This is a genomic window from Kitasatospora sp. NPDC054795 (assembly GCF_053611565.1).
In genome coordinates this window covers 1-26,178 of sequence record NZ_JBSHAP010000126.1, presented here as the reverse complement: position 1 = coordinate 26,178, position 26,178 = coordinate 1, and the positions used below count along the sequence as shown (strand labels likewise).

The window sequence follows — 26,178 nt, the reverse complement described above, 5'->3', positions numbered from 1 at the left end:
GACCGTTTCCGGTCGCGGGGGCCTCGGCGGTGCACCGGCCCGGCGCCCCTGGCAACAGGGCGCGTCGGGCATCGGGCGCGTCGGGCGTCAGGCGTCGAGCTTCTCGCGCTCGGCCTGCTCGGCCTTCTTCGAGGCCCGCAGGCTGGTGAAGGTGGTGATCGCCAGGACCACCACGATGAAGCCCAGCGAGAACGGGATGCCGATCTCCGGGGCCCAGTCCGCGCCCGCCTCGTGGGCGGCGTGCAGCACCAGCTTCACACCGATGAAGCCGAGGATCACCGACAGGCCGTACGACAGGTGGACCAGCTTCTTCAGCAGGCCGCCGATCAGGAAGTACAGCTGGCGCAGACCCATCAGGGCGAAGGCGTTGGCGGTGAAGACCACGTACGGGTCCTGGGTCAGGCCGAAGATGGCCGGGATCGAGTCCAGTGCGAACAGCACGTCGGTGGTGCCGATCGCCAGCATGACGATCAGCATCGGGGTGATCAGCCGGCGGCCGTTCTCCCGGACGAACAGCTTGGTGCCGCGGTAGTCCTCGGTGGCCGGGAAGCGGCGGGTGATCGACTTGAGGACGCGGTTCTCCTCGAACTCCTCCTCGCCCTCCTCCTCGGCGCGGGCCTCCTTGATCAGCTTCCAGGCCGTCCAGATCAGGAAGCCGCCGAAGATGAAGAACACCCAGGAGAACTCGGAGACCAGGGCGGCGCCGCCGGCGATGAACACCGCCCGGAGCACCAGCGCGATGATCACACCGAACATCAGCACGCGCTGCTGGTAGATCCTGGGCACCGCGAACTTGCCCATGATCAGGATGAACACGAAGAGGTTGTCGACACTGAGCGACTTCTCGGTGATGTAGCCGGCGAAGAACTCACCCGCCGGCTGCGCACCGGAGTGCCACCAGAGGAAGCCACCGAAGAGGACCGCCAGGACGACCCAGACGGCCGTCCAGATTCCGGCCTCCTTGATCGAGACCTCGTGCGGCTTGCGCCCTCCGATGAAGAAGTCCGCCACGATCAGTGCGATCAGCACCAGGATCGTGGAGACCCACATGGTCATGGAAACGTCCACTACTGCTCCTCCGGCAGGTAGGCGAGACAGTCATCGTCACTGCCGGAGGTCTCTTCCGCCCATCGGGCCAGCGCCCCGGGGTGCCACGACGGGCACCCGTGATGACGGGGTCGGCTGTCGAGGAATACTCCCCTCCGCTGCCAACGAGAGTAACAGGGAAGACAAGGAAAGGTAAAGAAGGTAAAGAACCGTCAGAGATACGGCTCGATCGCCGGCAGCAGGTCCTGGAAGGTGCGCCCCTTGGCCGGCGCGCCGATCGCCTGCATCTCCCAGCCGCCGTCGCCGTCCCGGACCACCTTGGCCATGATCTGCCCGGTGTGCGGCCCGCCGCCCGCCAGCTCGTAGCGGGCCAGCTCCAGCCCGGTGGTCTCGTCCACCAGCCGGCAGTGCGCCCGCTGCACCTCGGCGAAGGTCTGCCCGGTGTACGAGCTGACCGTGAACACCACCTGGGTGATGTGCACGGGCACGTGCGCCAGGTCGACCAGGATCGCCTCGTCGTCCTCGGCCCCGGAGCCGCCCTCCAGGTTGTCCCCGGTGTGCCGCACGGAGCCGTCGTTGCTCTCCAGGTGCGAGAAGAACACCACGTCGGACGGGGTCCGCTCGGCGTACAGCAGCGCCGAGGCGTCCAGATCGATCTTCCGGGTGCGACTGCCGAACAGCCCGCGCTTGGGGGCGGCCCGCCAGCCGAGGCCCATCCGGACCACGGTCAGGGCGGCGCCCTGCCCCTTCTGGAGGCTGACCCGCTGCCCCTTGGCCAGGTTCACCGACACGACGTTGTCCTCTCTGCCGGCCGCGCGGTCACACCCGCGCGGCTCCACGGTGGAACACCCCGTCGCCGTCCCCCGGCTGAGGCCCCCTCTGCGTACGGCCCGCAACCCCGTCCCGAGGGCACGATGCCGCAGGCCAGCCTAGGCCCTGCGGCACCCCGGCCTCCCCCGGGTTTCCCCGTTTGTGGCAAGCCTGAGACACCCGCGGGCTTGACCGGTGTCATTCCGGCCAAGCCCGGTCGCCGCGCGGGCGCGCTCGCGCGGGTCGCCTACGCCACACCCGCCTCGCGCATCTGCCGCAGTTCCTTCTTCAGCTCCTTGACCTCGTCACGCAGCCGGGCCGCGACCTCGAACTGGAGGTCGGCGGCGGCCGTGTGCATCCGGTCGGTCATCTCCTGGATGAGGTCCGCCAGTTCGGCGGCGGGCAGGGACTTGGCCGGCTTGCGCTCCGCGCCCAGCGACGGCACCGGGGCCTTGCCCTTGCCCTGGTTGCGGTAGCCCGTGGAGAGCAGCTCGTCGGTGTCCACGTCCTCGCGGGCGAGGGTGTCCAGGATGTCGCCGATCTTCTTGCGCAGCGGCTGCGGGTCGATCCCGTGCTTCTTGTTGTAGGCCTGCTGCACGGCCCGGCGGCGGTTGGTCTCGTCGATGGCCTTCTCCATCGAGGGAGTGATCCTGTCCGCGTACATGTGGACCTGGCCGGAGACGTTGCGGGCGGCACGGCCGATCGTCTGGATCAGCGAGGTGCCGGAGCGCAGGAAGCCCTCCTTGTCCGCGTCCAGGATCGCCACCAGCGACACCTCGGGCAGGTCCAGGCCCTCGCGCAGCAGGTTGATGCCGACCAGCACGTCGTACCGGCCCGCCCGCAGCTCCCGCAGCAGCTCCACCCGGCGCAGCGTGTCCACGTCGCTGTGCAGGTACCGGACCCGGATGTCCAGGCCGAGCATGTAGTCGGTGAGGTCCTCGGCCATCTTCTTCGTCAGCGTGGTGACCAGGACGCGCTCGTCCCGCTCCACCCGCTGACGGACCTCGTGCACCAGGTCGTCGATCTGGCCCTCGGTCGGCTTGACGATCACCTCGGGGTCGATCAGGCCGGTCGGGCGGATGATCTGCTCGACCTGGCCGTCGCCGCGCGACAGCTCGTACGGGCCTGGCGTCGCCGACAGGTAGACGGTCTGGCCGATCCGCTCCAGGAACTCCTCCCACTTCAGCGGGCGGTTGTCCATCGCGGAGGGCAGCCGGAAGCCGTGCTCGACCAGGGTGCGCTTGCGCGAGGCGTCGCCCTCGTACATCGCGCCGATCTGCGGGACGGTGACGTGCGACTCGTCGATGACCAGGAGGAAGTCGTCCGGGAAGTAGTCGAGCAGGGTGTTCGGCGGGGAGCCGGGCTCACGGCCGTCGAAGTGCATCGAGTAGTTCTCGACGCCCGAGCAGGTGCCGATCTGGCGCAGCATCTCGATGTCGTAGGTGGTGCGCATCCGCAGCCGCTGGGCCTCCAGCAGCTTGCCCTGCTTCTCCAGCCGGGCGAGCGTCCCCTCCAGCTCCTTCTCGATGCCGGTGATCGCGCGCTCCATGCGCTCGGGGCCGGCCACGTAGTGCGAGGCGGGGAAGACGTGGACGGATTCGTCCTGGCTGATGATCTCGCCGGTGAGCGGGTGCAGGGTGTACAGCGCCTCGATCTCGTCGCCGAACATCTCGATCCGGACGGCGAGCTCCTCGTAGACCGGGAAGATCTCGATGGTGTCGCCGCGGACCCGGAAGGTGCCGCGGGTGAAGGCCACGTCGTTGCGGGCGTACTGGATGTCGACGAAGCGGCGCAGCAGGTCGTCCCGGTCGATCTCCTGGCCGACCTTGAGCCGCACCATCCGGTCGACGTACTCCTGCGGGGTGCCGAGGCCGTAGATGCAGGAGACCGAGGCGACCACGATGACGTCCCGGCGGGTGAGCAGCGAGTTGGTCGCCGAGTGGCGCAGCCGCTCGACCTCCTCGTTGATCGAGGAGTCCTTCTCGATGTAGGTGTCCGTCTGCGGGACGTACGCCTCGGGCTGGTAGTAGTCGTAGTACGAGACGAAGTACTCGACGGCGTTGTTCGGCAGCAGCTCGCGGAACTCGTTGGCCAGCTGCGCGGCCAGCGTCTTGTTCGGCGCCATCACCAGGGTGGGGCGCTGCAGCTTCTCGATCATCCAGGCCGTGGTGGCCGACTTGCCGGTGCCGGTGGCACCGAGCAGCACGACGTCCTTCTCCCCTCCCCTGATCCGCCGTTCCAGCTCGGCGATCGCCGCCGGCTGGTCGCCGTTCGGCTGGAAGGGACTGACGACCTCGAAGGGCGCCACGGACCGCTCAATACTCGTGATGGGACGCACCACTCAACGGTACGACCCACCACTGACAAGCGAGGCCGGTTCGATCAGGCCGCGTGGGCCTCCAAGCTCATGGCCGGCTCCCGGGCGGGGTCGATCCGCACGACGGAGTCGAAGGCGGCGGCGGGCCGGTGCTCCGCCTCGCTCGGCAGTGGGAACAACTGCTGGGCGAGGGGGAGGGCCACGGGTCAGGCCTTGGCGCTGTCCCGGGCGAGGGCGACCAGGCGGGAGATGGCGCGCAGGTACTTCTTGCGGTAGCCGCCGCGCAGCATCTCCTCCGGGAAGACCCGGTCGAAGGGCAGGCCGGAGGCGGTGATCGGCAGCTCGCGGTCGTACATGCGGTCGGCGAGGACGACCAGGCGCAGCGCGGTGGACTGGTCGTCGACCTGCTTGACGCCGCGCAGGCAGACCGCGGTGACGTCGTCCAGCAGCGCGCCGTAGCGGCTGGGGTGGACGGCGGAGAGGTGGGCGAGCAGGGCGTCGAAGTCGTCCAGCGAGGCGCCGGGGGTGCGGTCCGCGACGTCTCCGACGGCCTCGTCGGAGTACGGCGGCGGGGCGTCCGGCAGGCCGCGGTGGCGGTAGTCCTGGCCGTCGATCCGCATCGGGCGGAAGTGCGCGGACAGGCCCTGGATCTCGCGCAGGAAGTCGGCGGCGGCGAAGCGGCCCTCGCCGAGCTTCTCCGGCAGGGTGTTCGAGGTGGCGCACAGCTTCACCCCGTTCTCGACCAGCCGGCCGAGCAGGGTGGATACGAGCACGGTGTCGCCCGGGTCGTCCAGCTCGAACTCGTCGATGCAGAGCAGCGTGTGCCCGGAGAGGGTCCGCACGGCCTGCTGGAAGCCGAGCGCGCCGACCAGGTTGGTCAGCTCGACGAAGGTGCCGAAGGCCTTGGGGCCGGGGGCGGCGTGCCAGAGCGAGGCGAGCAGGTGGGTCTTGCCGACGCCGTAGCCGCCGTCGAGGTAGACCCCGGCGGGGCCGGTGGGTGCGGGGGCGGAGCGTCGGAACCAGCTGCGCTTGGGCGGCGAACCGTTTCCTCCGCCGAGGGTGGCCGCGAACTGCTCCAGGACCTGGACGGCCTCGTACTGGCTCGGCTGGGTCGGGTCCGGGATGTACGTCCCGAAGCTCACGTCGGCGAACCGGGGCGGCGGGACCATCTCGGCGACCAGCCGCTCGGCGGGCACGACGGGACGGCGGGAGGTGAGCGCGATCGGGGAGCCGGACACGAGTGCGGCGGCTATCGGCTCGTTCGCGGTTGCGTAGTGGGAGGCTGCGGGCACATCAGTAGAGGGTACGCCTGCCCCGGACGCCGTCCGAACGACCCGCGGCCCCGGACGGAGCAGGGCCCGCGGTGGAAGACTGGGATCATGCAACAGTTGATCAGCCCGCTGGGCGGCCGGCCCGCGGATCCGGCCGCACTGGAATCGCTCGCCGCCGTCTACGCGTACCCCGAACAGGTGAATCAGGGGCGCCCCTGGCTGCGCGCCAACATGGTGTCCGGCCTGGACGGCGGGGCCAGGCTGGACGGGCTCTCGGAGGGCCTCTCCGGCGACGCGGACAAGCGGATCTTCGGAGTGCTGCGGGCCCTGTCGGACGTGGTAGTGGTGGGCGCGGAGACGGTCCGCGCCGAGGGCTACCGGCCGGCCCGGGCGCGCCGGGAGTTCGCGGCGGCCCGGGCGGCAGCGGGCCAGGCGCCCGCCCCGGTGATCGCCGTGGTGAGCCGCTCGCTGCGGCTGGACCTGACCGCGCCGCTGTTCACCGAACCGCTGGTCAGGACGGTGGTGATCACCACCGGGGACGCCGATGCGGAGCGTCGTCGGGCGGTGGCCGAGGTGGCCGACCTGGTGCTCGCGGGCACCGGTTCGGTGGACCTGCGGGCGGGCGTGGCGGCCCTGGCCGAGCGGGGCTGGACCCGGCTGCTGACCGAGGGCGGCCCGCGCCTGCTGGGGCAGTTCGCGGCGGCCGGTCTGCTGGACGAGCTGTGCCTGTCGCTGGCCCCGCTGCTCACCGGCGGCGACGCGCCGCGCATCCTCCACGATGCCGGAATGCCGGACGTGCAGCGGATGGAGCTGGTCTCATTGATCGAGCAGAAAGGATTCCTCTTCACTCGCTACCTGCGTCACCTGGGTTCGGATGACCCCGTGACCCCCCGATCGTGATCCCGTTATGCGATGCCGGGGCCCGGGGGCCGGCCACTGGAAGGGACTCACGTGTTCAAGACGGTACTGATGATCGAAAAGGCTCTCTCCGACGCGGACGTGGAACTCGTCACCACGCTCCACGGCGAGGAGGAGGTGTCCTTCGTCGTCCTGATGCAGCCGCGCGGCAGGCAGGACGAACTGCTGCGGGCGCTCGACGACGTCGCCCTCGGCCACCTCGACAAGGTGGTCCACGAGCACGACGAGTCCGGGAACGCGCCGACGGTCGCCACCGAGTCGCTGGAGCACAGCCTGCGCCACCTGCGCACGGCCGGGGCCGGGGCGGTGGGCGAGCTGGTCGAGGAGAGGCCGCTGGAGCGGCTGCGCGCGGTCGTCGAGGAGCAGCGGGCGGACGAGGTGGTGGTGCTCACCTCCCCGCACTTCGTGGAGGAGTTCTTCCACCGCGACTGGGCCTCCCAGGCCCGGCACAAGGTGGGGGTCCCGGTGCTCAGGCTGTTCGCCAGCGACTCCTGAGCGACTCCTGGCCCGGCGCGGCGGTGGTGCAGAATCGTCCTTGCGGTCCGCCCGCGAGGACGATTCCGTCCTCCCGTCCCGTCCGCCCGCCCTGTCTGCCCCCGCCCCTACGGAGCCACGCCTTGAACGACGCCGCGCACGACCTGCACGCCCCGCACTTCATCGGCATCGGCGGCGCCGGGATGTCCGGCCTGGCGAAGATCCTCGCCGTGCGCGGGGCCAGCGTCTCCGGCAGCGACTCCAAGGAGTCCGAGACCGTCCTCGCGCTGCGCGCCCTCGGTGCCACCGTGCACGTCGGCCACGCCGCCGAGCACGTGCCGGACGGCACCAGCAGCGTGGTCGTCTCCAGCGCGATCCGCGCCGACAATCCGGAGCTGGCCGTCGCCCACGAGCGCGGCATCCCGGTGGTGCACCGCTCCGACGCGCTGGCCGCGCTGATGGGCGGCCGGCGGGCGCTGGCGGTGGCCGGCACCCACGGCAAGACCACCACCACCAGCATGCTCGCCGTCGCCCTCGGCGAGCTGGGCCTGGACCCGTCCTACGCGATCGGCGGCGACCTCGACGCGCCCGGCTCCAACGCCCACCACGGCACCGGCGGGATCTTCGTCGCCGAGGCGGACGAGAGCGACCGCAGCTTCCACAAGTACGCGCCGGAGGTGGCGATCGTGCTCAACGTGGAGCTGGACCACCACGCCAACTACGCGTCGATCGAGGAGATCTACGAGTCCTTCGAGACCTTCGTCGGCCGGATCGTCCCCGGCGGCACCCTGGTGGTCTCGGCCGACCACGACGGCGCCCGCGAGCTCACCTCCCGGGTGGCCGGACGCGAGGGCCTGAACGTGGTGACGGTCGGCTCCGCCGAGGACGCCGACCTGCGGGTGCTGTCGGTGGTCGCCCGCGGCATGACCAGCGAGGTGACCGTGCTGCTGGACGGCGCCGAGCTGGCGTTCACCGTCTCGGTGCCCGGCCGGCACTACGCCCACAACGCGGTGGCCGCGCTGGCCGCCGGCGTCGCGCTGGGCGTCCCGGCCGCCGACCTGGCCAAGGCGCTCGGCGCCTACACCGGCGTGCGACGCCGCCTCCAGCTCAAGGGCGAGGCCGCCGGGGTCCAGGTGATCGACTCCTACGCCCACCACCCCACCGAGATGGCCGCCGACCTGGAGGCGATCCGCGAGGGCCTGACCGGCGGGGGCCGGGTGCTGGTGGTCTTCCAGCCGCACCTGTTCAGCCGCACCCAGCAGCTCTCCGAGGAGATGGGCCGGGCCCTGGCGCTGGCCGACGCGTCGGTGGTGCTGGACATCTACCCGGCCCGCGAGGACCCGATCCCCGGCGTGACCAGCGAGCTGATCGTCGACGCCGCCCGCCGGGCCGGCGCCGAGGTCGCCGCCGAGCACTCCTTCGCCGCCGCTCCCGCCGTGCTGGCCGGCCTCGCCCGCCCGGGCGACCTGCTGCTCACCATGGGCGCCGGGGACGTCACCAACCTGGGCCCGGAAATCCTTGAGCACCTCGCGAACGTTGCTTCCAACGTCTGACACACGCACGTACGCCGCGACCGGGAGCCGTGATGAGCTACGAGATCGAGAAGACCGAGGCCGAGTGGCGCGCCGAGCTCAGCCCCGAGGAGTACCACGTGCTCCGCGAGGCGGGCACCGAGCGCCCGTTCACCGGTGAGTACACCGACACCAGGACGGTCGGCGTCTACGGCTGCCGGGCCTGCGGGGCCGAACTGTTCAGCTCCGAGACCAAGTTCGACAGCCACTGCGGCTGGCCGTCCTACTACGCGCCGCTGGCCGGGGACCGGGTCCAGTACATCGAGGACACCTCGCTCGGCATGCGCCGGGTCGAGGTGCGCTGCGCCCGCTGCGGCGGGCACCTCGGGCACGTCTTCGAGGGCGAGGGCTACGGCACGCCGACGGACCAGCGGTACTGCATCAACAGCGTCTCGCTGACGCTGAAGCCGGCCGAGCAGGGCTGAGCGACGAACGGCAGGAGGCCCGGACACCGTACGTGTCCGGGCCTCCTGCCGTTCGGGCCTGCGTGCCGGCCGGGCGTGCGTGGCCGGGCCTGCGTGCTGGCCGGGCCTACCCCTCGACCGGTGCGAAGCGGACCGGGAGGTGCATCAGGGCCCGGTGGAACGGGCCCGGGCGCCAGAGCAGCTCCTCGGCGGGGGTGGAGAGTTCGAGGTCGCTGAGGCGGCTGCCCAGCTGCTCGATGGCGGTGATCGCGATCAGCAGGGCCGGGTCCCGGGCCGGGCAGGCGTGCGGGCCGGCCGCCCAGGCCAGGTGGGCGCTCTCCCCGCTGCGCAGCCCGCCGTCGTCGGTGGGCGGCGCGGCCTGGGAGTTGGCGGCCGCGTACGAGACCAGGACCAGCGTGCCCGCCTTGATCTCGCGGCCGTGGAAGGTGATGTCGTACCGCGGGTAGTGGGCCGAGAGGTTGGCCATCGGCGGCTCGTGCCAGAGCACCTCGTCGATCGCCTGGTGGGCGGTCATCGCCCCGCCGAACAGCGAGCCGGCGTAGCGGGCGTCGGTGAGCAGCCGCAGCAGAGCGTTGCCGATCAGGTTGGTGGTCGGCTCGTGCCCGGCGATCAGGGTCAGGGTGATCTGCCGGATCACCTCGTCGTCGTCCAGCCCGACCGGGTGGGTGACGAACATCGAGGTGAGGTCGTGCCGGGGGCGCGCGCGGCGCTCGGCGACCATCGCGGTGACCACTGCCAGGAGCTTCCCGTACGAGGCGCCCGCCCGCGCGGTGGACTCGATCAGCCCGGTGATCGCGTCCACCACCTCCTCGCGCTGCTCCTGCGGCACTCCGAACCAGGTGGTGAGCGCGAAGGCGGGCAGCCGGCGGGCATACTCGGCGATCAGGTCGGCGTGCCCGACGGCGGCGAAGCGGTCGATCAGCCGGTGCGCGGTCTCGGCGACCTGGCGCTGGAGCCGGTGCGGTTCGAACAGCGCGAGGGCGTCGGTGATCACCGCCCGGTAGCGCGCGTGGGTCCCGCCGTCGCTGAACAGCGCGGTCGGGCGGTAGCCGAGCACCGGCAGCAGCGGGGAGTCCGGCGGGACGGTGCGCTGCCAGGCCCGGGAGTCCTTGGAGAAGGTGTCGGTGTCGCGCAGCAGGTCCAGTGCGGCCTGGTAGTCGGTGACCAGCAGGGCCTCGACGCCTGGCGCGACCTCGACCGGGGCGACCGCGCCGTGCCGCCGCAGCCGCTCGTAGACCAGCTGGGGGTCGGCGGCGAAGACCGGGCCGTGGATCGGGGTCGGGCGGGACTCGACGGTCACGGCTGCTCCGGGGTGGCGGGGTCCGAGGTGGCGGGGGCGGCGGGCAGGGCGTCCAGGACGTGCTCGGCCAGCGCGATCAGCGCGTCCAGGCTGCTGTCGCGCTCGCGGGCGTCGCAGAGCAGCAACGGGGTCGCGGCGTGCAGGTCCAGGTGGGTGCGCAGCACCTCGACCGCGTGCTCCGGTGCGTCCGGGAAACGGTTGACGGCGACGGCGTACGGCAGGCCCTGTTCCTCGACCATGTCCATGATCTCGAAGGAGTCGGCCAGCCGGCGGGTGTCGGCGAGCACCAGGGCGCCCACGGCGCCGCGGGCGATGTCCTGCCAGAGCGGGAAGAAGCGGCGCTGGCCGGGGGTGCCGAACATGTAGAGCACGACGTTGCCGGGCAGGGTGAGCCGGCCGAAGTCGACGGCGACGGTGGTGGTGGCCTTCTCGGGCAGGCCGGCCAGATCGTCCACCGGGCGGCCCGTCTCGGTCATCGCCTCCTCGGTGTGCAGGGTGGCGATCTCCGAGAGGGTGCGGATGAGGGTGGTCTTGCCGACCCCGAACGGGCCGGCCACCACCAGCTTCATCAGCGTCTGGTCCCGGTCGGGCAGGTAGCCCACCCGGCTCTGGTCTTCCGGGTCCGGCCGGGCGGCCGGGTCACCGGAGCGCACGGAGTCCAACGAGGAGCCTCTCGACGATGGAGCGGTCGGTCTGCTGGGCGCGCGGGATCGGTGCGCGGGCGTGCAGGCAGCCCGACTCGACCAGATCGGCCGCGAGGAAGACGGTGGCACTGACCGGCAGGCGCAGGTGCGCGGCGGCCTCCACCACGGTCAGCGCGCCGGGGCGCAGCAGTTCCCAGAGCCGGCGGTGTTCGGGTTCGAGCGCGGCCGGCGGGTCGGCGCGGTCGGCGAACAGCACGGTCAGCCGCTCGAAGCCCTTGGTGCCGGGGCGGCTGCGGCCGCCGGTGGCCAGGTAGGCGGGCACCATCCGCCTGCGGGGGGCGGCGGTCATGACCGGCCGTCGTCGTCCTGCCGCCGGGTCGGGCTCGCGAGCGCGCGACCGAGGGCGGCGACCTGCAGCTGCATCTGGTAGGCCACGTTGCCGAGTTGGGCGTCCGGTGAGGTGAACACGGCGAGCGAGGTGTTCTCCCCGGCGGGCACCACAATGGCGTAGCCGAGGTCGGACTCCACCACGGTCTGGGCCAGCCTGGGGCGCTCGGCGTCGGTGAACGCGGCGGTGAAGGCCCGGGCGGCGGCGTGCACGGTGGCGGTCATCGCGGCGACCCGCTCGGCCGAGGCGCGCTCCAGGCCGCCCGAGGCGCCCTCGACCAGGCCGTCCCCGGTGGCGATGACCGCGTGCAGCACCCCCGGCAGCTCCAGCAACGGGGTCAGCACCCACGAGATCTCGTCGGTGGTGGTCGGGCTGGGCGTGCTGCTCACTGCTCGGCTCCTTCTAAGGTCTGACCGGTGCTCTGGTCACCGGGGTCGTGGCCGGCGGTGGTGTCGCCGGGGTCGTGGCCGGGGGTGGTGCCGCCGGGGGCGGCGGGGGTGCCGGCGGCGCCGGTCTCCTCGCGGGCGGCCCGGGCCACGGCGGCCCGGCCGGAGTCGGTGCCCTGCTGCAGCGCCTGCCAGTGGGCGGCGGCCTGCTCGGGGGTGCGGGCGGACGCCGGGGCACGGTCGGACGCCGCGGTGCGGTCGGACCCCGGGGCGCGAACGGGGACGGGCCTCGCGCCGGGCGGCTGCTCGGCGGCCAGCGGACGGCGGCGCCGCCGGGTGGGCAGACCGGTGCCGTCGTCGGCCACGGGTGTGTCCGCCGCGGGCGCACCGGCCGTCGCACCGTCCTTCGGGGTGGCGCCGGCCGGCGCATCGCCGGCCGGCTCGTCACCCCCTGCCGTCGCGCCGTCCGTCCGGCCATCCGTCCGGCCGTCCGTCCGGCCGTCCGCGACCGGATCGGACGCCACCGGATCGGGCACCACCCGGATGGCCGGGGCCGGGTGCGGGCCCGGCTGGTTGTGGCGGTCGGCGAGCTGCGGGCCGTCCTGCTCGTCCGCGTCGCGCATCGGCGGGACGGCCGCGACGGTGGGCGCCGGGGCCGGCCCGGCGCCGGCCCGCAGCGGCAGCGGGGTGAGCACCGACAGCGGCTGCTCGTCGTCCACGACGGTCACCAGCGCGGCCGGGATGCGCAGGATGGTCCGCATGCCGCCGTACGGCGAGGGCTCGACGTGACAGGAGAAGCCGTACTGGCGGGCCAGCTTGCCGATCACCGCGAAACCGGTCTTGGGCGGGTTGCCGAGCTCGGTGAGCAGCATGTCGGGCGGGCCCGCCAGCAGCCGGCGGGCGCGGCGCAGCTGGTCCTCGTCCATGCCGATGCCGCTGTCGTCGATGATCACCAGCGCGCCGCGGCCGCCCTGCTGGACGGTGACCGGGACATCGGTCTCCGGGTGGGAGTAGGCGGTGGCATTGGCGAGCAGCTCGGCGATGGTGACGGCGATCGGCTCGGCGGCCCGGGCGACCACGGCGAGGCGCTGCTCGCGCAGGTGGTTGGCGACCTTGATCCGGGCGTAGCCGGGCACCCGGGAGAGCGCGCCGACGACCACCTCGGCGAGCGGTGAGTCGGTGCGGGCCAGGCCCGGCCAGGCCTCGCAGAGCACCGCGATGGTCTGGATCCGGCGCAGCGCGACCTCGTTGCGGAAGTCGACCTCCAGCAGCCGGGGGTCGTCGTGCTCGTGCTGGAGCTGCTGGACCAGGCTCTGGATCTGGTACAGCAGGGTCTGGATCCGGGAGGTGGCGCCGCGCATGGCGGCGCGGGCGGCGGCGTCCACCCGCTCGCGCTCGTCGGCGAGGGCGGCGTGCGCGGCGTCCAGGACGGCCTGCAGCGCCCGGACCGCCTCGGGGCCGACGGCCTGCGGGTCCAGTGGGCCGACCAGCGGGGCGTTGCCGTGGGTGAGTCGTACGGCGGTGGCGGCGATCCGCTCCTGGGCGAGGTGGCCGATCTCGGCGAGCAGCGCGGTCGCCCGCGCCTCGGCGGCGGCGAGCGCGCTCTCGGCCCGCTCGGCCCGGTCGGTCGCAACAGCGCCCTGTTGCAGGGCGTCCCGGACGGTGTCCTGCGCGTGCCGGGCCGCTTCCTGAGCCTCGCGGACGCTGTCCTCGGCGGCGCGGGTGCGCTCCTGCGCCCGCTGGGCCTCCTCGGCGGAGCGCCGGGCGGCCTCCTGCGCCTCGCGCTGCTGCTGCTCGGCGCGGGCGAGCCTGCCCTCGGCGGCCCGGGTGCGCTCCTCGCTCCGGCCGAGCCCGGTCTCGGCGGCCGTGGCCCGGGCGACGGCCCCGGCCCGGCCGCGGGCGAGCACGGCCGCGGCCACGGCGGCGACCAGCGCCAGGACGATCAGCGCGATCTGCGTCATCGAAGTCCTCGGGGGGTGCTTGCGGGTGGGACCGGGTGGTGCGGCCGGACCTGCCGGGAGGGGCGCGTTCCGGGAGCGCGGGTGGGGTCAGTTCCCGGCGGCGCGCGGGCGCGGGGAGCGGACGGCGTCCTCGGCCAGTTCCCGGGCCACCAGGGCGACCTGGCCCATGGCCTCCAGGGCTCCGGGGGCCGCGGAGCCGTCCAGGTGCCGGTACTCGGCCGCGAGGGTGAGCACCAGTCGCTCGGGCAGGCCGAGTTCGGGGTGGCGCTGTTCGGCGATCACCCGCCGGGCGGCGTCCAGCGCGGGTATGCCGGCGGCGTGCAGGGCGTGGGCGCGCTCGCGGACGTAGGAGAGGTAGCCGATGTGCTCCCGGACGCCGTCGCGGTCCAGCACCGGGCCGTGGCCGGGCACGAAGATCTCCGCACCGGTGGCGAGGGCCTGCTCGCAGGCGCCGATGACGTTCTCCAGCGGTCCGGCCCAGTGCGAGGGGTGGTCGCCGGGCTGCTCGGGCGTCGAGGAGAAGATCACGTCGCCGGTGAAGACCGCGCGCTGGTGCGGGAGGTGGACCATGAGGTCCCCGCCCGTGTGGGCGGCGGGCAGGCTGGTGATCCGCACCGGGTAGCGGCCGACGGTCAGCTCCAGCTCGCCGGTGAAGACGGTGTCGGGGCGCACCGGCGCGGTGCCGGACCAGTCGAACTGCCCGAAGTGCTCCCTCAGGTAGCCGCCGAGCGCCGACTGCGGGTCGCTGTTGACGACCAGCGCGTGCTGTTGCTGCGGGGTGGGCTCCCAGTGGATGTGCTCCAGCGCCTCGCGGGTGGCGATCACCTCGGCGTCCGGCAGCACCCCGGCGCCCCACAGGTGGTCCCCGTTGGCGTGGGTGACGACCACCCGGTCGATCCCGACCCCGTCCGACAGCAGCCGCCGGCTCGCGGCGAGGAACTCCCCGGCCATCGAGGGGTCGTACGGCGTGTCGATCCAGAGCGCGGTGGTCTCCGAGGCCAGCAGCCCGCAGTTGGCCAGGCCCCAGCCCCGCTTCGGCGGGAGCCACACGTACAGGTCCTCGGCAATCGCGCTCACGTTCGCACGGCTGATCGTCATGTGCGCGATTATGCCTATGTCGTGACAGGGGTGGAGCAAAACCATTACAGTTCAGGCCACTTGGCGCCCGAAGCAACCCGAGCTGTCCCGATTCGTCCCACGTGGTCTGGACCACATCTGGCCGAAGTGGCCCGGCCCGGGCCCCGGTTGGGTCGGCGCCGGGCCGGGGATCGGTCCGTGCCGGGATTCGGTTCCGGGGGGAGCGTCAGATCTCCCGCGCCGCCGACCGCTCCAGCTGCTTGATCCCCTTGCGCTCCCCCGCACAGCGTTCGTAGCCGAGCCAGGCGTTGATCGCCAGCATCGGCCCGTTGGTCGTGTCGTTGCTGGTGTACGCGTGCCGGTAGCCGGCCGCCGCGGCGAGCCGCAGCGACTCCAGCTTGGCCAGCTTGCTCAGCCCCCGGCCGCGGAACTCCCGGCGGCAGGCGGTGAACGCGGACCAGTAGCGGTCCACGCCGTCGGTCTGCGCCATGCTGAACGCGGCCGGCCGGCCGTCCACCACGGCGACGACGCTCAGCGCCGCGTCCCGGTCCGGCCTGGCCCAGTCGTTGCGCAGCCAGTCCTCGTACGTGAGGGCGTCCATCGGCACCTCGCTGCCGGGCTCGTCCAGGATGGCGTCCGCCTCGACCAGGAACACCGGGTACGGGTCGTCCGCCCAGTCGGCGGCCGGGCGCACCTCGACACCGGCCGGCCGTACGGGAGCGGGCGGCAGCGGCAGCGCGAGGTCCCGTCCGGCGAACTGCATGGTGCGCCCGATCCGGTAGCCCCGGACGGTGGCGAAGGCCTGCGAGGCGGGCTCGTCGTCCAGCCAGGTGTGCAGCTCCGTCACCCCGTGCCCGGTCAGGTGCCGCTCGGCCGCGGCCAGCAGGGCGGTGGCCGCACCGCGCCGCCGGTACGCCGGCAGCACACTGCCGTTGGCGTGGCCGACACCCGTGGTCGTCGTCCCGAGCACCACCCCGCAGCGCACCGCGCCGACCACCCGGCCGTCCAGTTCGGCGACGAAGGTGCGGAAGTGCTCCTCGGGGCTGGGCTGGGCGTTCAACCAGACCAGCGTCTCGGCGGAGAGCACCAGGTGTTCGCGCCCGGCCCGGTGGGCCGCGGCCACGGCCACGGCGTCCTCGGGGCGGAAGTCACGGATCGTCACGGAGGAGGAATTCGAAGAAGTCATGGATTCCCACGCTAGCCCCGACGGACCGCCCGGCGCCTCCGGTTTTCCCGCCGGAAGGGCGCCCCACCTGCGCGGACGGCCCGGGCTCGGGACCAAAGTCCCTCACGACCGGCACGACATGCTCAAATAATGCTCTGAGAAGACCGGGAGAGGCTTGGCAGCCACCCCGCCCGGGGACATTCTCAGCAGCACGGCCGCGCGGTTCCGGCGACGACGCCCGCACCGCTCGACGGCCCTCCCACCCGGCCCTCCGAAGGGGGCGAACCGATGACTTCCCCTGCCCTGGAACTGCCTGCCTCCGCCACCGCGAGCCGAGAAGCCGCGCCCCGGGAGGCCGCGCCCCGTCTGGGCGTCGGCCTCGGCTGGCGCAGCGAGATCGACACCGTGGTCGAGAGCCGGCCCGGCCTGGACTGGGTCGAGGTGGTCGCCGAGAACATCTGCGCCGACCACCTGCCCGAGTCCCTGACCGTGCTGCGCGGACGCGGCGTCACCGTCGTCCCGCACGGCGTCGGCCTCGGCCTCGGCGGCGCCGACCTGCCCGACCCCGGCCGCCTCGACCGGCTCGCCGAGGCCGCGCTGGCACTCGACTCCCCGCTGGTCAGCGAGCACCTGGCGTTCGTCCGGGCCGGCGGCCTGGAGGCCGGCCACCTGCTGCCCGTCCCCCGCACCCGGGACTCGCTGCGGGTGATCGCCGAGAACGTCCGGATCGCCCAGGACCACCTGCCGGTGCCGCTCGCCCTGGAGAACATCGCCGCCCAGCTCGCCTGGCCGGACGACGAGTTCACCGAGGGCCAGTTCCTCGCCGAGCTCGTCGAGCGCACCGGCGTCCGGCTGCTGATCGACGTCGCCAACCTGCACACCAACCGGGTCAACCTCGGCATCGACCCGGCCGCCGAGCTCGACCGCCTGCCACTGGAGGCGCTCGCCTACGTCCACGTCGCGGGCGGCACCCTGGTCGACGGCGTCTGGCACGACACCCACGCCCACCCCGTCACCGAACCGGTGCTGGAGGTGCTGGCCGAACTCTGCGCGCGGGTCGCCCCGCCCGGGGTGCTGCTGGAGCGGGACGCCAACTTCCCGCCGCCCAGCGAGCTGGCCGGTGAACTGGACGCCATCCGCCGGGTGCTGGAGGGGAGCACCCGGCGATGAGCGACCTGACGAGAACGGCGCGGGAGAACACCGACCCGCGTCCCGCCACCGACCGCGACCCCGGCGAGCGGGGCCCCGCCGCGCAGGGCCCCGCCGAAAAGAGTCCCGCCGAGCAGGACCTCACGGAGCAGGACCTCGCCGCCGCCCGGCGGCGCCTGGCCCGGCGCCAGGAGGAGCTGCTGGCCGCCCTGGTGACCGGCGGGCCCGTCCCGCCCGGCTTCGACGAGCGGCAGGTCCGCGCCCAGTCCACCGGCCTGGCCGCCAAGCGGCGGGACACCACCGCCAAGGTCGCCCCGGAGCTGCCCCGGGCGCTCGGGGCTCAGTACGGGCCGCTCTTCCTCGGCTACGCCCGCTCCCACCCGCAGACCGGCGGCTACCGGGCCGACGCCCGGGCCTTCGCGCAGTGGGTGCTCACCGAAGGCGGCCCGCTCGCCGACGACCACCGCCGGGCCCTGGAGCAGTGGCTCCACCCGGCACCCGTACGGCCGCCGGGCCCGCTCGCGCGCCTGCGCCGGGCCCTGCACCCGGCCCCGCGCCGCTAGCCGGCGGCCGGGCCGCCGGCGAACCCGGCGGCACCTGATCCTGACGCACTGTCACCACCTCGGGGGAACAGCCCATGTGGCACAACAGCTACTTCATCGTCCCGGCCGTCCTGCTGGCGGCCGCCGCCCTGTACGCAGCCCGGACCCGGCAGCACATCGGCCGGGTCCGCTACGCCAAGGGCCTGCCCGGCCGCGGTCTGCCGCTGCTCGACACCGCGTTCCTGTCCGGCGGGCCGGGGCGGGTGTTCGACACCGCCGTGGTCCGGATGCACATGAGCGAGCAGGTCGTGATCAGCCGCTCCGGTCTGGTCACGCTCACCGGATCCAAGCCGTACGACGCCGTCGACAAGGCGGTCCAGGACGCGGTCGGTCCGACCGGCAGCCGTCAACTCGGCTCGCTGCGCCACACCGTGATGCGCTCCGCCGCCGTCCAGGAGATCGGTGACCGGCTCGCCGACCGCGGCCTGCTGCGCCGCCCCGAGCGGCTGCGGCGGGCCCGCACCGCCCGTCGGCTGCTCTGGCTCGCGCTGCTGCTCGTGGTGGCCTCCGCGGTGGCCTCCCTGCTGCTCGACGACGGCGCCGCCGGCCACGACCGCCCGAACCTCTGGGTCCCGGGCCTCCTGCTGTTCGGGGGCCTCACCGCGCTGCTCGCCACCGTGCCGGTCAAGGGCCGGATCACCCCGGCCGGGCAGCGCCAGCTCTCCCTGATGCAGGGCACCCCGTGGAAGCCCAACGCCGGGATGCCGCCCCGGCTGGCCGGCGGCGCGCTGCTGGGCGCCCTCGCGCTCGGCGGCCTGGCCGCCGCCGGGCTGGACAACCCGGAGCTGGAGGCCGCGATGCTGACCGCGTCGGCCGAGGAGGAGGCCGTACGGCAGGCGGTCGCCGCGAACGCTTCCTCGTCCTCCTCGTCCTCCTCCTCGTCGTCGGCGTCCTCGTGCTCCTCCGGCTCCTCGGGCTCCGACGGCGGCTCCGCCTCCTGGTGCGGATCCTCCGACTCCGGCTCCTCCGGCTCGTCCAGCTGCGGCTCCTCCTCGTCGAGCTGCGGATCCTCTTCGTCGAGCTGCGGGTCCTCGTCCTCCTCCAGCTGCGGGTCGAGCTGTGGCGGCGGCGGCTGCGGCTCCTGAGACCCGCCGGGCGCGCCGCCGGACGTCACAGTTCGGTATCGCGGACCGGGAAGACGTTCCGCCCGCCGTCGACGCAGGCATACAACAAGCCCATGTGGTTGCTGTTCCTCATACCGGCCTGTGTCGCGGCGGTCCTGTCCTGCCTCCGACTGGTCCGGATGACCGCCACCGCCGACGCCCTGGCCGACCAGGCCGGCCTGCGGCCCCCCGAAGCCGTCGGCATCGGCCTGTACGAGACCGCTTACCTGGCCGGCGGCCCGGACCGGGTGGTCGAACTCGCCCTCGTCCTGATGGCCGGCCGCGGGCGGCTGCACCTGGCGCACACCGGCTGGACCACCGTGGTCGACCCCAGGGGCCGCAGCCGCCTGGAGCGGGCGGTCATCGCCACCGTCGGCCCCGAGGTCCAGTGCCGGACCGACGAGCTGCGCCGGGCCATGGCCGAGCATCCCACCGTGCTGGAGATCGGCGCCCGGCTCACCCTGGCGGGCCTGGCCACCCCGGCCCTGGTGCAGCGCAACACCGTGGTGGTGGTCCGGCAGGTCCGGCACGCGCTGCTGCTGACGCTGGTCCTGCTGGCCGCCTCGCTGGCCCTCGGCGGCTTCACCGGGGGTGACACCCTCGCCCCGCTCGCCTGGTTCTCCCTGCCGGTGGCGCTCACCTCGGGCACCCTGCTGATGGCCCGGGTGGACGTCTACCCGTACACCCGCTGGGCCTCCCCGGTCGGCCAGGAGGTGCTGCGCGAGGTCCGTCCGACCCGCCAGCGCGGCCTGGCCGACGACGAGGAGCGCGAACTGCTCACCGCCGTCGCCATGAACGGCCCGGCCGTCCTGCCCGACGCCCGGCTCCGCGCCGCCCTGCGCCCGCACCGGACCTGAAAACCGGCTGCGCCGACCGCTGCGACCAGGGCAGACTCCCACCCATGGACGCACCCGACCCCGCCGAGCGGAGCCCCGCCGACCTCGAACCCGGCTCGCAGCCCCTCGGCCGGAAGGGCCTCGCGACGCTGGAGCGCGCCCGCTCCGAGGGCCGCCCGGTCCGGCTGCGCCGCTCCATCCCCGGCGCGGACCGGCTGGAGGGCTTCGTCCTCGGCACCGGCCCGGTCTGGACCCTGCTCGCCACCTGCACCGACCACCGCCTCGACGGCTGGAGCGCCGTCCGCACCGCCGACCTGCACAAGGTCCGCGACCGGGGCGGCCCCGAGAGCCTGACCGTACGGGTGCTGCGCCGCCGCGGTCTGTGGCCGGTCCGCCCGCCCGGCGCCGACCTGCCGCTGGACGACCTGCCCGGCCTGCTCACCGCCGCCTGCGCCGAGTACGGTCTGATCGCCCTGCACACCGAGCGCCGCGACCCCGGCGCCTGCTGGGTCGGTACGGTCACCGCGCTGCGCCCCGCCTCGCTGCGGCTGCACGAGGTCGACCCCGAGGCGCGCTGGCACCCGGAGCCGACGAAGTTCCGTTTCGAGGACGTCACCCGGGTCGACCTCGGCGACCACTACACCTCCGTGCTGCGCGAGTTCGCCGGGCCGCGCCCGTAGCGACGCCGGAGGCCAGCTCCCCGTCGGGGGAACCGGCCTCCGGGAGGGACCGCGGAACCGTCAGACCGAACCGTCAGACCAGGCCGTTCAGCAGCTCGCTGACCGGCTTGCGCCGACCGGTGAAGAACGGCACCTCCTCGCGGACGTGCAGCCGGGCCCGGGAGGGGCGCAGATCGCGCATCAGGTCGACGATCCGGTGCAGCTCGTCCGCCTCGAAGGCGAGCAGCCACTCGTAGTCGCCGAGCGCGAACGAGGCCACCGTGTTGGCCCGCACGTCCGGGTAGCCGCGCGCCATCTGGCCGTGCTCGGCGAGCATCGCGCGCCGCTCGGCGTCCGGCAGCAGGTACCACTCGTAGGAGCGGACGAACGGGTACACGCAGACGTAGTCGCGCGGGCGCTCGTCGGCCAGGAAGGCCGGGATGTGCGACTTGTTGAACTCGGCCGGGCGGTGCAGCGCCATGTTCGACCAGACCGGCTCCAGCAGCCGGCCGAGGCCGGTGCGGCGGAAGCGGTTGTACGCCTCCTGGAGGTCGTCCGAGTCGGCGGCGTGCCACCAGACCAGGATGTCGGCGTCCGCGCGCAGACCGGAGACGTCGTACGTGCCGCGCACGGTCACGTCCTTGGCGTCCAGCTGGGCGAACAGCTCGTCCACCTCGGCGGCCAGCGCGGTGCGGTCCTCGGGCAGGGCGCCCTTGAGCTTGAACACCGACCACATCGTGTAGCGGATGACCTGGTTCAGGTCGCGCGCCTTCTTCTTCTCGGGCTGCTGCTCCCGCTCAACGCTCTCAGTCATGCGCCCATTGTCCTCTCCGTGGAGCCTTCCCCGGTCGCCGGGGTCAACAGTCTGTCGACGGCGGCCGCCGCGGCGGCCGCCGAACCGATGCACGCCGGAATGCCCACCCCGTCGTACGCGGCGCCGCACAGCGCCAGCGCGCCCACCCGCGCCACCTGGGCCCGCACCCGGGCCACCCGGTCCAGGTGCCCCACCGGGTACTGCGGCAGACCGGCCGTGAAGCGGGAGACGAAGGTGTCGTACGGCCGGGCGGTCAGCCCGATCGCCTCCTCCAGGTCCGCCAGCGAGCGCGCCACCAGCTCCTCGTCCGGCAGCCCCAGCGCCTCCTCCTCGCGGTACCGGCCCAGCGAGGTGCGCAGCAGGAACGCGTCCGGCGCGGAACGCTCCAGCCAGCCCCACTTGTTGGAGGAGAAGGTCGAGGCCTTGATCCGCCGCCCGTCCACCGGCGGCACCAGGAAGCCGCTGCCGCCGGGCGGATCGGCCAGGTCTGCGCGGCGGAAGGCCAGGGTCACCAGGGCCATGCCCGCGTACTCGACGGCGTCCAGGTCGGTGGCGGCCGCCGGGGCGTCCTCGCGCAGCAGCCGGGCCGCGACGGGGGCCGGGACGGCCAGCACCACGGCGTCCGCGTGCAGCACCTCGCCGCCGGTCACCACCCGCCAGCCGTCGGGGGTGCGGCGCAGCTCGTCCACCGGGGCATCGGTGCGCAGGTCCACCCCCGCCTTGACGCAGGCCGCGGCGACCGCGCCGGGCAGGGTGCCGAGGCCGCCGCGCAGGCCCTGGAACACCGGGGTGCCGACCACCTTCGGCCGGGAGGCCAGCTCGTGCACCCCCTCGACCAGCGAGCCGCCGCCGCGCGCGATCGACAGCAGCTGCGGGACGGCGGCGCGCAGCGAGATCTCCTCGGCGCGGCCGGCGTACACGCCGCCGAGCAGCGGCTCGACCAGCCGGTCCACGACCTCCTGGCCCAGCCGGTCGGCGACGTAGCGGCCGATCGCGACGTCCTCGCCGATCTCGCCGGGCCGCTCGTTCCGGGCCCGCTCCAGCCCTTCGTCGCTCAGTACGCCGGAGGCGGCCAGCGCCTCCAGGTCACCGGGGACGCCCATCACCTGCCCGCCGGGCAGCGGCCGCAGCGCGCCGCGGGTCCAGATCGCGGCCTTCGCGGTGGTCGGCGGCTCCAGTTCCTCGCCGAGCCCGACCGCCCGTGCCAGGTCCACCGCCTCCGGCCGCCGGGCCAGCACCGCCTCGGCCCCGAGGTCCACCCGGACCCCGCCGACCTCTCCGCCCCACAGCTTCCCGCCGACCCGCCCGGACGCCTCCAGCAGCGTGACCCGCGCCCGCGCGGGCCCCCCGGCGGCACCGCTCAGGAAAGCGGCCGCGGCCAGCCCCGCGATCCCACCACCGACGACGACGACCTGTGCATCCGACATGCTCCGCAGTCTCGCAGGTCTTTACGCCGGACCCTCAATCCCCTGCACGACCGCGCGGTCGTCAGTTCGTCGACGGCTTCGCCGTGCCACCAGCGCTGCGGGGACATCATGAAGACCAGTGCCCCATCGATCAGTTCGGTGTGCCGCGGCGCCTGCGGCAGGCGGTCGAGGTCGTCGGCGAACCAGCCCTCGTCCTTGGGCGCGTACATCCAGTCCGGCAGCCCGCTCATGGCCCCAAGACAACGAGTTCGGGGACGCAGCGGACCGCCACTTAGTCTGTGTGCTGTGGAACCGATCATGGTGAGTGCGTGTCTGGCCGGGATCCCCTGTCGGTACGACGGGCGGGCGAAGACCTCCGACGACGCCGTGCGGCTGGTCGAGCGGGGGCGGGCCGTGGTGGTGTGCCCGGAGGGGGCGGGCGGGCTGCCGACGCCACGGCCGCCGGCGGAGATCGTGGGCGGGGACGGCGCGGACGTGCTGGACGGGCGGGCCCGGGTGGTGGACGCGACCGGGGCGGACTGCACCGCGGAGTTCCTGGCCGGCGCCCGGGCGGCGCTCGCCGCCGCCGAGGAGGCGGGGGCCCGGCGGGCGGTGCTGATGGCGCGCAGCCCGTCCTGCGGCTGCGGGCAGGTGTACGACGGGTCGTTCACCGGGGAGCTGCGCCCCGGCGACGGGGTGACGGCGGCGCTGCTGCGCCGGGCCGGGATCGAGGTCACGGCCGGGTAGCGGGCCCCGGAGCGGCAGGGGCCCGCCACCGGGAGGTCAGCGCGCGCTGGCCTCGTGGACGAAGGCGACGAGGCGGCTGAGCGCGTCCGGGTCCATGGACGGCAGCACGCCGTGGCCGAGGTTGAAGATGTGGCCGCTGGTGCCGAGCGCCTCGGCGGCCCGCAGCACCTCGGCGGCCTTGGTCTCCACCACCGCGGTGGGCGCGTACAGCACCGCCGGGTCGAGGTTGCCCTGCAGGCCCTTGCCCGGGCCGACCCGCTCGGCGGCGACGTTCAGCGGCACCCGCCAGTCGACGCCGACGATGTCCGCGCCGGCCTGGCCCATCAGGCCGAGCAGTTCGCCGGTGCCGACGCCGAAGTGGATCCGCGGCACGCCGTACTCGGCGACGGCGTCGAAGACCTTGGTGCTGGACGGCATCACCGAGCGGCGGTAGTCGTCCGGCGCGAGCGCGCCGACCCAGGAGTCGAACAGCTGGACGGCCGAGGCGCCGGCCTCGATCTGGACCTTGAGGAAGGCCGAGGTGATGTCCGCGAGCCGGTCCACCAGGGCGGCCCACAGCTCGGGCTGCCCGTACATCATGGCCTTGGTGTTCTCGTGGTTCTTGGACGGCCCGCCCTCGATCAGGTAGCTGGCCAGCGTGTACGGCGCTCCGGCGAAGCCGATCAGCGGGGTCTCGCCGAGCTCGTCCACCAGCAGGCCGACGGCCTCGGTGATGTAGGGGACGTCGTCCGGCTCCAGCGGGCGCAGCCGCTTCAGGTCCTCGACGGTGCGGATCGGGTCGGCGATGACGGGGCCGATGCCGGGCTTGATGTCGACGTCGATGCCGACGGCCTTGAGCGGCACCACGATGTCGCTGAAGAAGATCGCCGCGTCCACCTTGTGGCGGCGCACCGGCTGGAGGGTGATCTCCTTGACCAGCTCGGGCCGCATGCAGGACTCCAGCATGGGGATGCCCTCGCGGACCTTCAGGTACTCGGGCAGCGAGCGGCCGGCCTGGCGCATGAACCACACCGGCGTGTGCGGCACGGGCTCGTGCCGGCAGGCGCGCAGGAACGCGGAGTCGTGCGCGGCGCCGCGACGCCGGGGGGTGGTCTGGCCGCCGTGGGTGGGCGCCGTGGTGTCTGCCGTTGTCTCGCTCACGCGTCAAATCTTCGCACGCGTGCCGGGCCCGGTTTCCCGGCCGGTCTCGTCGGTTCCTCCAAGATCTGTCCGGGTTTGCCGTTCCGGCACGCCGCTGGGAGAGAAGTTGCGGCGATAACCCCGTTCTTCGACCTAGTCTTCGGGGCATGGCAGCGGTCGGAGGGCACCCCGCACAGGGTGGCGGAGCAGGTGGCGGAGCGGGGCACGAGGGGGTGCCGAGCGAGTTCCGGGCGGCCGTGGCGGCCCTGGACGGGGCCCGGCTGCGGCCCGAGGTGCAGCTCTCCCCCTCGCCGGCGCCGCGCCGGCTCGCCCCGTACTCGTTCGCGGTGACCGCCTCGGTCGAGGCCGACGGCGAGGAGCTGGCGGACGGACGGCTGGTGCTGCTGTACGACCCGGCCGGGCAGGAGGCCTGGAACGGGGAGTTCCGGGTGGTCACGATGACCCGGGCCGAGCTGGAGCCGGAGATGGCGGGCGACCCGATGGTCTCCGAGGTGGGCTGGTCCTGGCTGCTGGACACCCTGCAGGCGCACGGCGCCGGGTACGCGGAGCCGTCCGGCACGGTGAGCCTGGCCTCCTCCCAGTACTTCGGTGGCCTGGCGGACCGCCCGTCCTCGACCGAGATCGAGATCCGGGCCTCCTGGACCCCGGCCGACGGCCGCTTCGAGCGGCACCTGGCGGCCTGGGCGGACCTGCTGTGCGTCAGCGCCGGCCTGCCGCCGGCCGCCCCGGCCCCGCAGGGGCCCGCCGAGGTTCCTTCACTCGGTGGAGTGGTCCCGATGCCGGCCCGGCGACGCCCCCGGTCGCACTGACGGGTGGTGTGCGGGCCCGACGGCGCCCGGGGGCCGGACGCCACCCCCAGGGCTGACGGATTGTGACTTCGGACGCGCTCTTCGTCAATTCACCGGTCGACACCGACCGATCGACACCGAATCTGATCGATTTTGTGCGAATACCGGGCATGTCGCATCAATCATTTGCGCGATTTGTCCGTATTGTTACTCACTAGATCGTGATCTTTCGCTAAAGCCGGGCACGGTTGCTGCCGAAGCAGACTGTGACCCTTTCCGAACGCGGAACACTCCGACCGCCCCCATCGGGGTTCCGTCCGCCACTCCCCGCAGGAGGCCTGGTGTCGGTCCTTCTTGAGCACCCCGCAAACGTGGTCGCCTACCGGCCGACCAAGCCCACCGCCATGGTGGTCATCGCCGATCCCCGTGTCCGAAACACCGTCACCCGCCACCTGTGGGCACTCGGCGTCCGCGACGTGATCGAGGTGTCCTCCATCGCCGAGGCCCGCCCCCGGGTCTCCACTCCCCGCGACATCTGCGTCGCCGACGTACACCTCCCGGACGGCTCCGGGCTGACCATCCTCGCCGAGACCCGCGCCGCGGGCTGGCCCAACGGCCTGGCACTGTCCGCCGCCGACGACATCGGCGCGGTCCGCAGCGCGCTGGCCGGCGGTGTCAAGGGATACGTGGTGACCGGTACCCGGACGAACGTCGCGATGCCGGGCCGCCCCGGGATGCCGCTCGGCGCCGCCGGGTTGGCCGGCCGGATGCGCCGCCCCGGGATGCCGGGCATGCCGGGCGCAGCCGGTGCACCGGGCGCCCCCGGAGCACCCGGTGCGCCGGGCGCGCAGCAGGCCGCCTACCGCGAGCTTTCCGGCCGCGAGGTCGAGGTGCTGCGACTGGTCGCCGAGGGACAGTCCAACAAGGCGATCGGCGTGGCGATGGGCCTGTCGGCGCTCACCGTCAAGAGCCACCTCGCCCGGATCGCCCGCAAGCTGGGCACCGGCGACCGCGCCGGCATGGTCGCGGTCGCGCTGCGCACCGGCATCATCCACTGAGCCGGGCGCTCCGGACCGCTGCGGCGGCCGAGGTGGAACGGTCCTCCAAGGCCGCCGCCGTGCGGCCCCCCGCCGCCCGGCGCGCGCGCAGGCCCCCCCGGGACGGGCGGGGGGCCGGGTGG

The 26,178-nt window shown here is 73.6% G+C and carries 25 protein-coding genes and 2 pseudogenes; 11 read left to right on the top strand and 16 right to left on the bottom strand.

Annotation, left to right across the window (positions count from 1 at the left end; translation table 11 throughout):
- Window positions 1-87: 87 nt before the first annotated feature.
- From ACWGJO_RS33470 to zapE, 5 genes are all read right to left on the bottom strand, one after another.
- On the bottom strand, window positions 88-1,068 hold the full coding sequence (locus ACWGJO_RS33470) for a TerC family protein (RefSeq protein WP_452189504.1): 981 nt from the start codon (window positions 1,066-1,068) through the stop codon (window positions 88-90).
- A gap of 191 nt (window positions 1,069-1,259) precedes the next feature.
- Window positions 1,260-1,838 (bottom strand): TerD family protein, encoded by a 579-nt coding sequence (locus ACWGJO_RS33465; protein WP_359915324.1) that lies wholly within the window; start codon window positions 1,836-1,838, stop codon window positions 1,260-1,262.
- A gap of 266 nt (window positions 1,839-2,104) precedes the next feature.
- On the bottom strand, window positions 2,105-4,195 hold the full coding sequence (gene uvrB / locus ACWGJO_RS33460; protein WP_452189502.1) for an excinuclease ABC subunit UvrB: 2,091 nt from the start codon (window positions 4,193-4,195) through the stop codon (window positions 2,105-2,107).
- A 44-nt stretch (window positions 4,196-4,239) separates the two neighbouring features.
- Window positions 4,240-4,377: a hypothetical protein gene (locus ACWGJO_RS33455; RefSeq protein ID WP_452189500.1), complete on the bottom strand. Its 138-nt coding sequence runs from the start codon at window positions 4,375-4,377 to the stop codon at window positions 4,240-4,242.
- A gap of 3 nt (window positions 4,378-4,380) precedes the next feature.
- Entirely contained in the window at window positions 4,381-5,427 is a 1,047-nt protein-coding gene (zapE, locus tag ACWGJO_RS33450) for a cell division protein ZapE (RefSeq protein WP_387685895.1), read from the bottom strand.
- A 126-nt stretch (window positions 5,428-5,553) separates the two neighbouring features.
- Between zapE and ACWGJO_RS33445 the strand changes: the two genes are divergently transcribed.
- The 4 genes from ACWGJO_RS33445 to msrB all read left to right on the top strand — a co-directional run bounded on the left by ACWGJO_RS33445 (window position 5,554) and on the right by msrB (window position 8,833).
- Entirely contained in the window at window positions 5,554-6,345 is a 792-nt protein-coding gene (locus tag ACWGJO_RS33445; RefSeq protein ID WP_401043422.1) for a pyrimidine reductase family protein, read from the top strand.
- A 51-nt stretch (window positions 6,346-6,396) separates the two neighbouring features.
- Complete coding sequence (locus tag ACWGJO_RS33440; RefSeq protein ID WP_359915318.1) at window positions 6,397-6,858, top strand: indole-3-glycerol phosphate synthase; 462 nt, start codon at window positions 6,397-6,399, stop codon at window positions 6,856-6,858.
- A 122-nt stretch (window positions 6,859-6,980) separates the two neighbouring features.
- Window positions 6,981-8,390: a UDP-N-acetylmuramate--L-alanine ligase gene (murC, locus tag ACWGJO_RS33435; RefSeq protein WP_452189498.1), complete on the top strand. Its 1,410-nt coding sequence runs from the start codon at window positions 6,981-6,983 to the stop codon at window positions 8,388-8,390.
- Window positions 8,391-8,422: 32 nt separating this feature from the next.
- Window positions 8,423-8,833 carry a peptide-methionine (R)-S-oxide reductase MsrB gene (gene msrB / locus ACWGJO_RS33430; protein WP_380630987.1) on the top strand — a complete coding sequence of 137 codons (411 nt, stop codon included), beginning with the start codon at window positions 8,423-8,425 and terminating at the stop codon, window positions 8,831-8,833.
- Window positions 8,834-8,939: 106 nt separating this feature from the next.
- On the opposite strand, the gene ACWGJO_RS33425 is transcribed toward msrB, so the two are convergent.
- The 7 genes from ACWGJO_RS33425 to ACWGJO_RS33395 form a co-directional block, all read right to left on the bottom strand.
- Window positions 8,940-10,133 (bottom strand): cytochrome P450, encoded by a 1,194-nt coding sequence (locus tag ACWGJO_RS33425; RefSeq protein WP_452189496.1) that lies wholly within the window; start codon window positions 10,131-10,133, stop codon window positions 8,940-8,942.
- Window positions 10,130-10,702 (bottom strand): GTP-binding protein, encoded by a 573-nt coding sequence (locus tag ACWGJO_RS33420; RefSeq protein ID WP_359914400.1) that lies wholly within the window; start codon window positions 10,700-10,702, stop codon window positions 10,130-10,132. Before ACWGJO_RS33420 ends, ACWGJO_RS33425 begins: the two co-directional genes overlap by 4 nt.
- 70 nt (window positions 10,703-10,772) lie before the next feature.
- A complete protein-coding gene (locus ACWGJO_RS33415; protein ID WP_359914392.1) occupies window positions 10,773-11,126 on the bottom strand; it encodes a DUF742 domain-containing protein in 354 nt (117 codons plus the stop codon).
- Window positions 11,123-11,554, bottom strand: a complete 432-nt coding sequence (locus ACWGJO_RS33410) for a roadblock/LC7 domain-containing protein (RefSeq protein ID WP_387685596.1) — start codon at window positions 11,552-11,554, stop codon at window positions 11,123-11,125. The genes ACWGJO_RS33415 and ACWGJO_RS33410 overlap by 4 nt, the downstream gene beginning before the upstream one ends.
- Complete coding sequence (locus ACWGJO_RS33405) at window positions 11,551-13,512, bottom strand: ATP-binding protein (RefSeq protein WP_452189494.1); 1,962 nt, start codon at window positions 13,510-13,512, stop codon at window positions 11,551-11,553. The genes ACWGJO_RS33410 and ACWGJO_RS33405 overlap by 4 nt, the downstream gene beginning before the upstream one ends.
- An 87-nt stretch (window positions 13,513-13,599) precedes the next feature.
- A complete protein-coding gene (locus ACWGJO_RS33400) occupies window positions 13,600-14,610 on the bottom strand; it encodes an MBL fold metallo-hydrolase (RefSeq protein WP_452189492.1) in 1,011 nt (336 codons plus the stop codon).
- 205 nt (window positions 14,611-14,815) lie between these two features.
- Window positions 14,816-15,775, bottom strand: a complete 960-nt coding sequence (locus tag ACWGJO_RS33395; RefSeq protein WP_452189490.1) for a GNAT family N-acetyltransferase — start codon at window positions 15,773-15,775, stop codon at window positions 14,816-14,818.
- Between the two features lie 267 nt (window positions 15,776-16,042).
- On the opposite strand from ACWGJO_RS33395, the pseudogene ACWGJO_RS33390 reads away from it, so the two are divergent.
- The 4 genes and pseudogenes from ACWGJO_RS33390 (at window position 16,043) to ACWGJO_RS33375 (ending at window position 20,124) form a co-directional block, all read left to right on the top strand.
- Window positions 16,043-17,466, top strand: a pseudogene (locus tag ACWGJO_RS33390) (DUF692 domain-containing protein).
- A gap of 74 nt (window positions 17,467-17,540) precedes the next feature.
- Complete coding sequence (locus tag ACWGJO_RS33385; RefSeq protein ID WP_452189488.1) at window positions 17,541-18,590, top strand: TIGR04222 domain-containing membrane protein; 1,050 nt, start codon at window positions 17,541-17,543, stop codon at window positions 18,588-18,590.
- A gap of 92 nt (window positions 18,591-18,682) precedes the next feature.
- Entirely contained in the window at window positions 18,683-19,465 is a 783-nt protein-coding gene (locus ACWGJO_RS33380) for a TIGR04222 domain-containing membrane protein (protein ID WP_452189486.1), read from the top strand.
- Between the two features lie 44 nt (window positions 19,466-19,509).
- Window positions 19,510-20,124 carry a hypothetical protein gene (locus tag ACWGJO_RS33375; protein ID WP_452189484.1) on the top strand — a complete coding sequence of 205 codons (615 nt, stop codon included), beginning with the start codon at window positions 19,510-19,512 and terminating at the stop codon, window positions 20,122-20,124.
- Between the two features lie 73 nt (window positions 20,125-20,197).
- Here ACWGJO_RS33375 and hemQ read toward each other — a convergent pair whose 3' ends face one another.
- From hemQ to ACWGJO_RS33360, 3 genes and pseudogenes are all read right to left on the bottom strand, one after another.
- On the bottom strand, window positions 20,198-20,917 hold the full coding sequence (gene hemQ / locus ACWGJO_RS33370) for a hydrogen peroxide-dependent heme synthase (protein WP_387730929.1): 720 nt from the start codon (window positions 20,915-20,917) through the stop codon (window positions 20,198-20,200).
- Window positions 20,914-22,344, bottom strand: a complete 1,431-nt coding sequence (hemG, locus tag ACWGJO_RS33365) for a protoporphyrinogen oxidase (RefSeq protein WP_452189482.1) — start codon at window positions 22,342-22,344, stop codon at window positions 20,914-20,916. The genes hemQ and hemG overlap by 4 nt, the downstream gene beginning before the upstream one ends.
- 53 nt (window positions 22,345-22,397) lie before the next feature.
- A pseudogene (locus tag ACWGJO_RS33360) lies at window positions 22,398-22,574 on the bottom strand (Uma2 family endonuclease); the annotation flags it as partial.
- 67 nt (window positions 22,575-22,641) lie between these two features.
- On the opposite strand from ACWGJO_RS33360, the gene ACWGJO_RS33355 reads away from it, so the two are divergent.
- Window positions 22,642-23,070, top strand: coding sequence for a DUF523 domain-containing protein (locus tag ACWGJO_RS33355; RefSeq protein WP_452189480.1), 429 nt, complete (start codon window positions 22,642-22,644; stop codon window positions 23,068-23,070).
- Window positions 23,071-23,106: 36 nt separating this feature from the next.
- Here the strand turns inward: ACWGJO_RS33355 and hemE are convergent, their stop codons facing one another.
- Window positions 23,107-24,120, bottom strand: coding sequence for a uroporphyrinogen decarboxylase (gene hemE, locus ACWGJO_RS33350; RefSeq protein WP_359914397.1), 1,014 nt, complete (start codon window positions 24,118-24,120; stop codon window positions 23,107-23,109).
- Window positions 24,121-24,356: 236 nt separating this feature from the next.
- Between hemE and ACWGJO_RS33345 the strand changes: the two genes are divergently transcribed.
- The gene (locus ACWGJO_RS33345) at window positions 24,357-25,019 is read left to right on the top strand and encodes a DUF3000 domain-containing protein (protein ID WP_452189478.1); all 663 of its coding nucleotides are present in this window, start codon (window positions 24,357-24,359) and stop codon (window positions 25,017-25,019) included.
- 320 nt (window positions 25,020-25,339) lie between these two features.
- Window positions 25,340-26,056: a response regulator transcription factor gene (locus ACWGJO_RS33340; protein WP_049651279.1), complete on the top strand. Its 717-nt coding sequence runs from the start codon at window positions 25,340-25,342 to the stop codon at window positions 26,054-26,056.
- Window positions 26,057-26,178 lie beyond the last annotated feature (122 nt).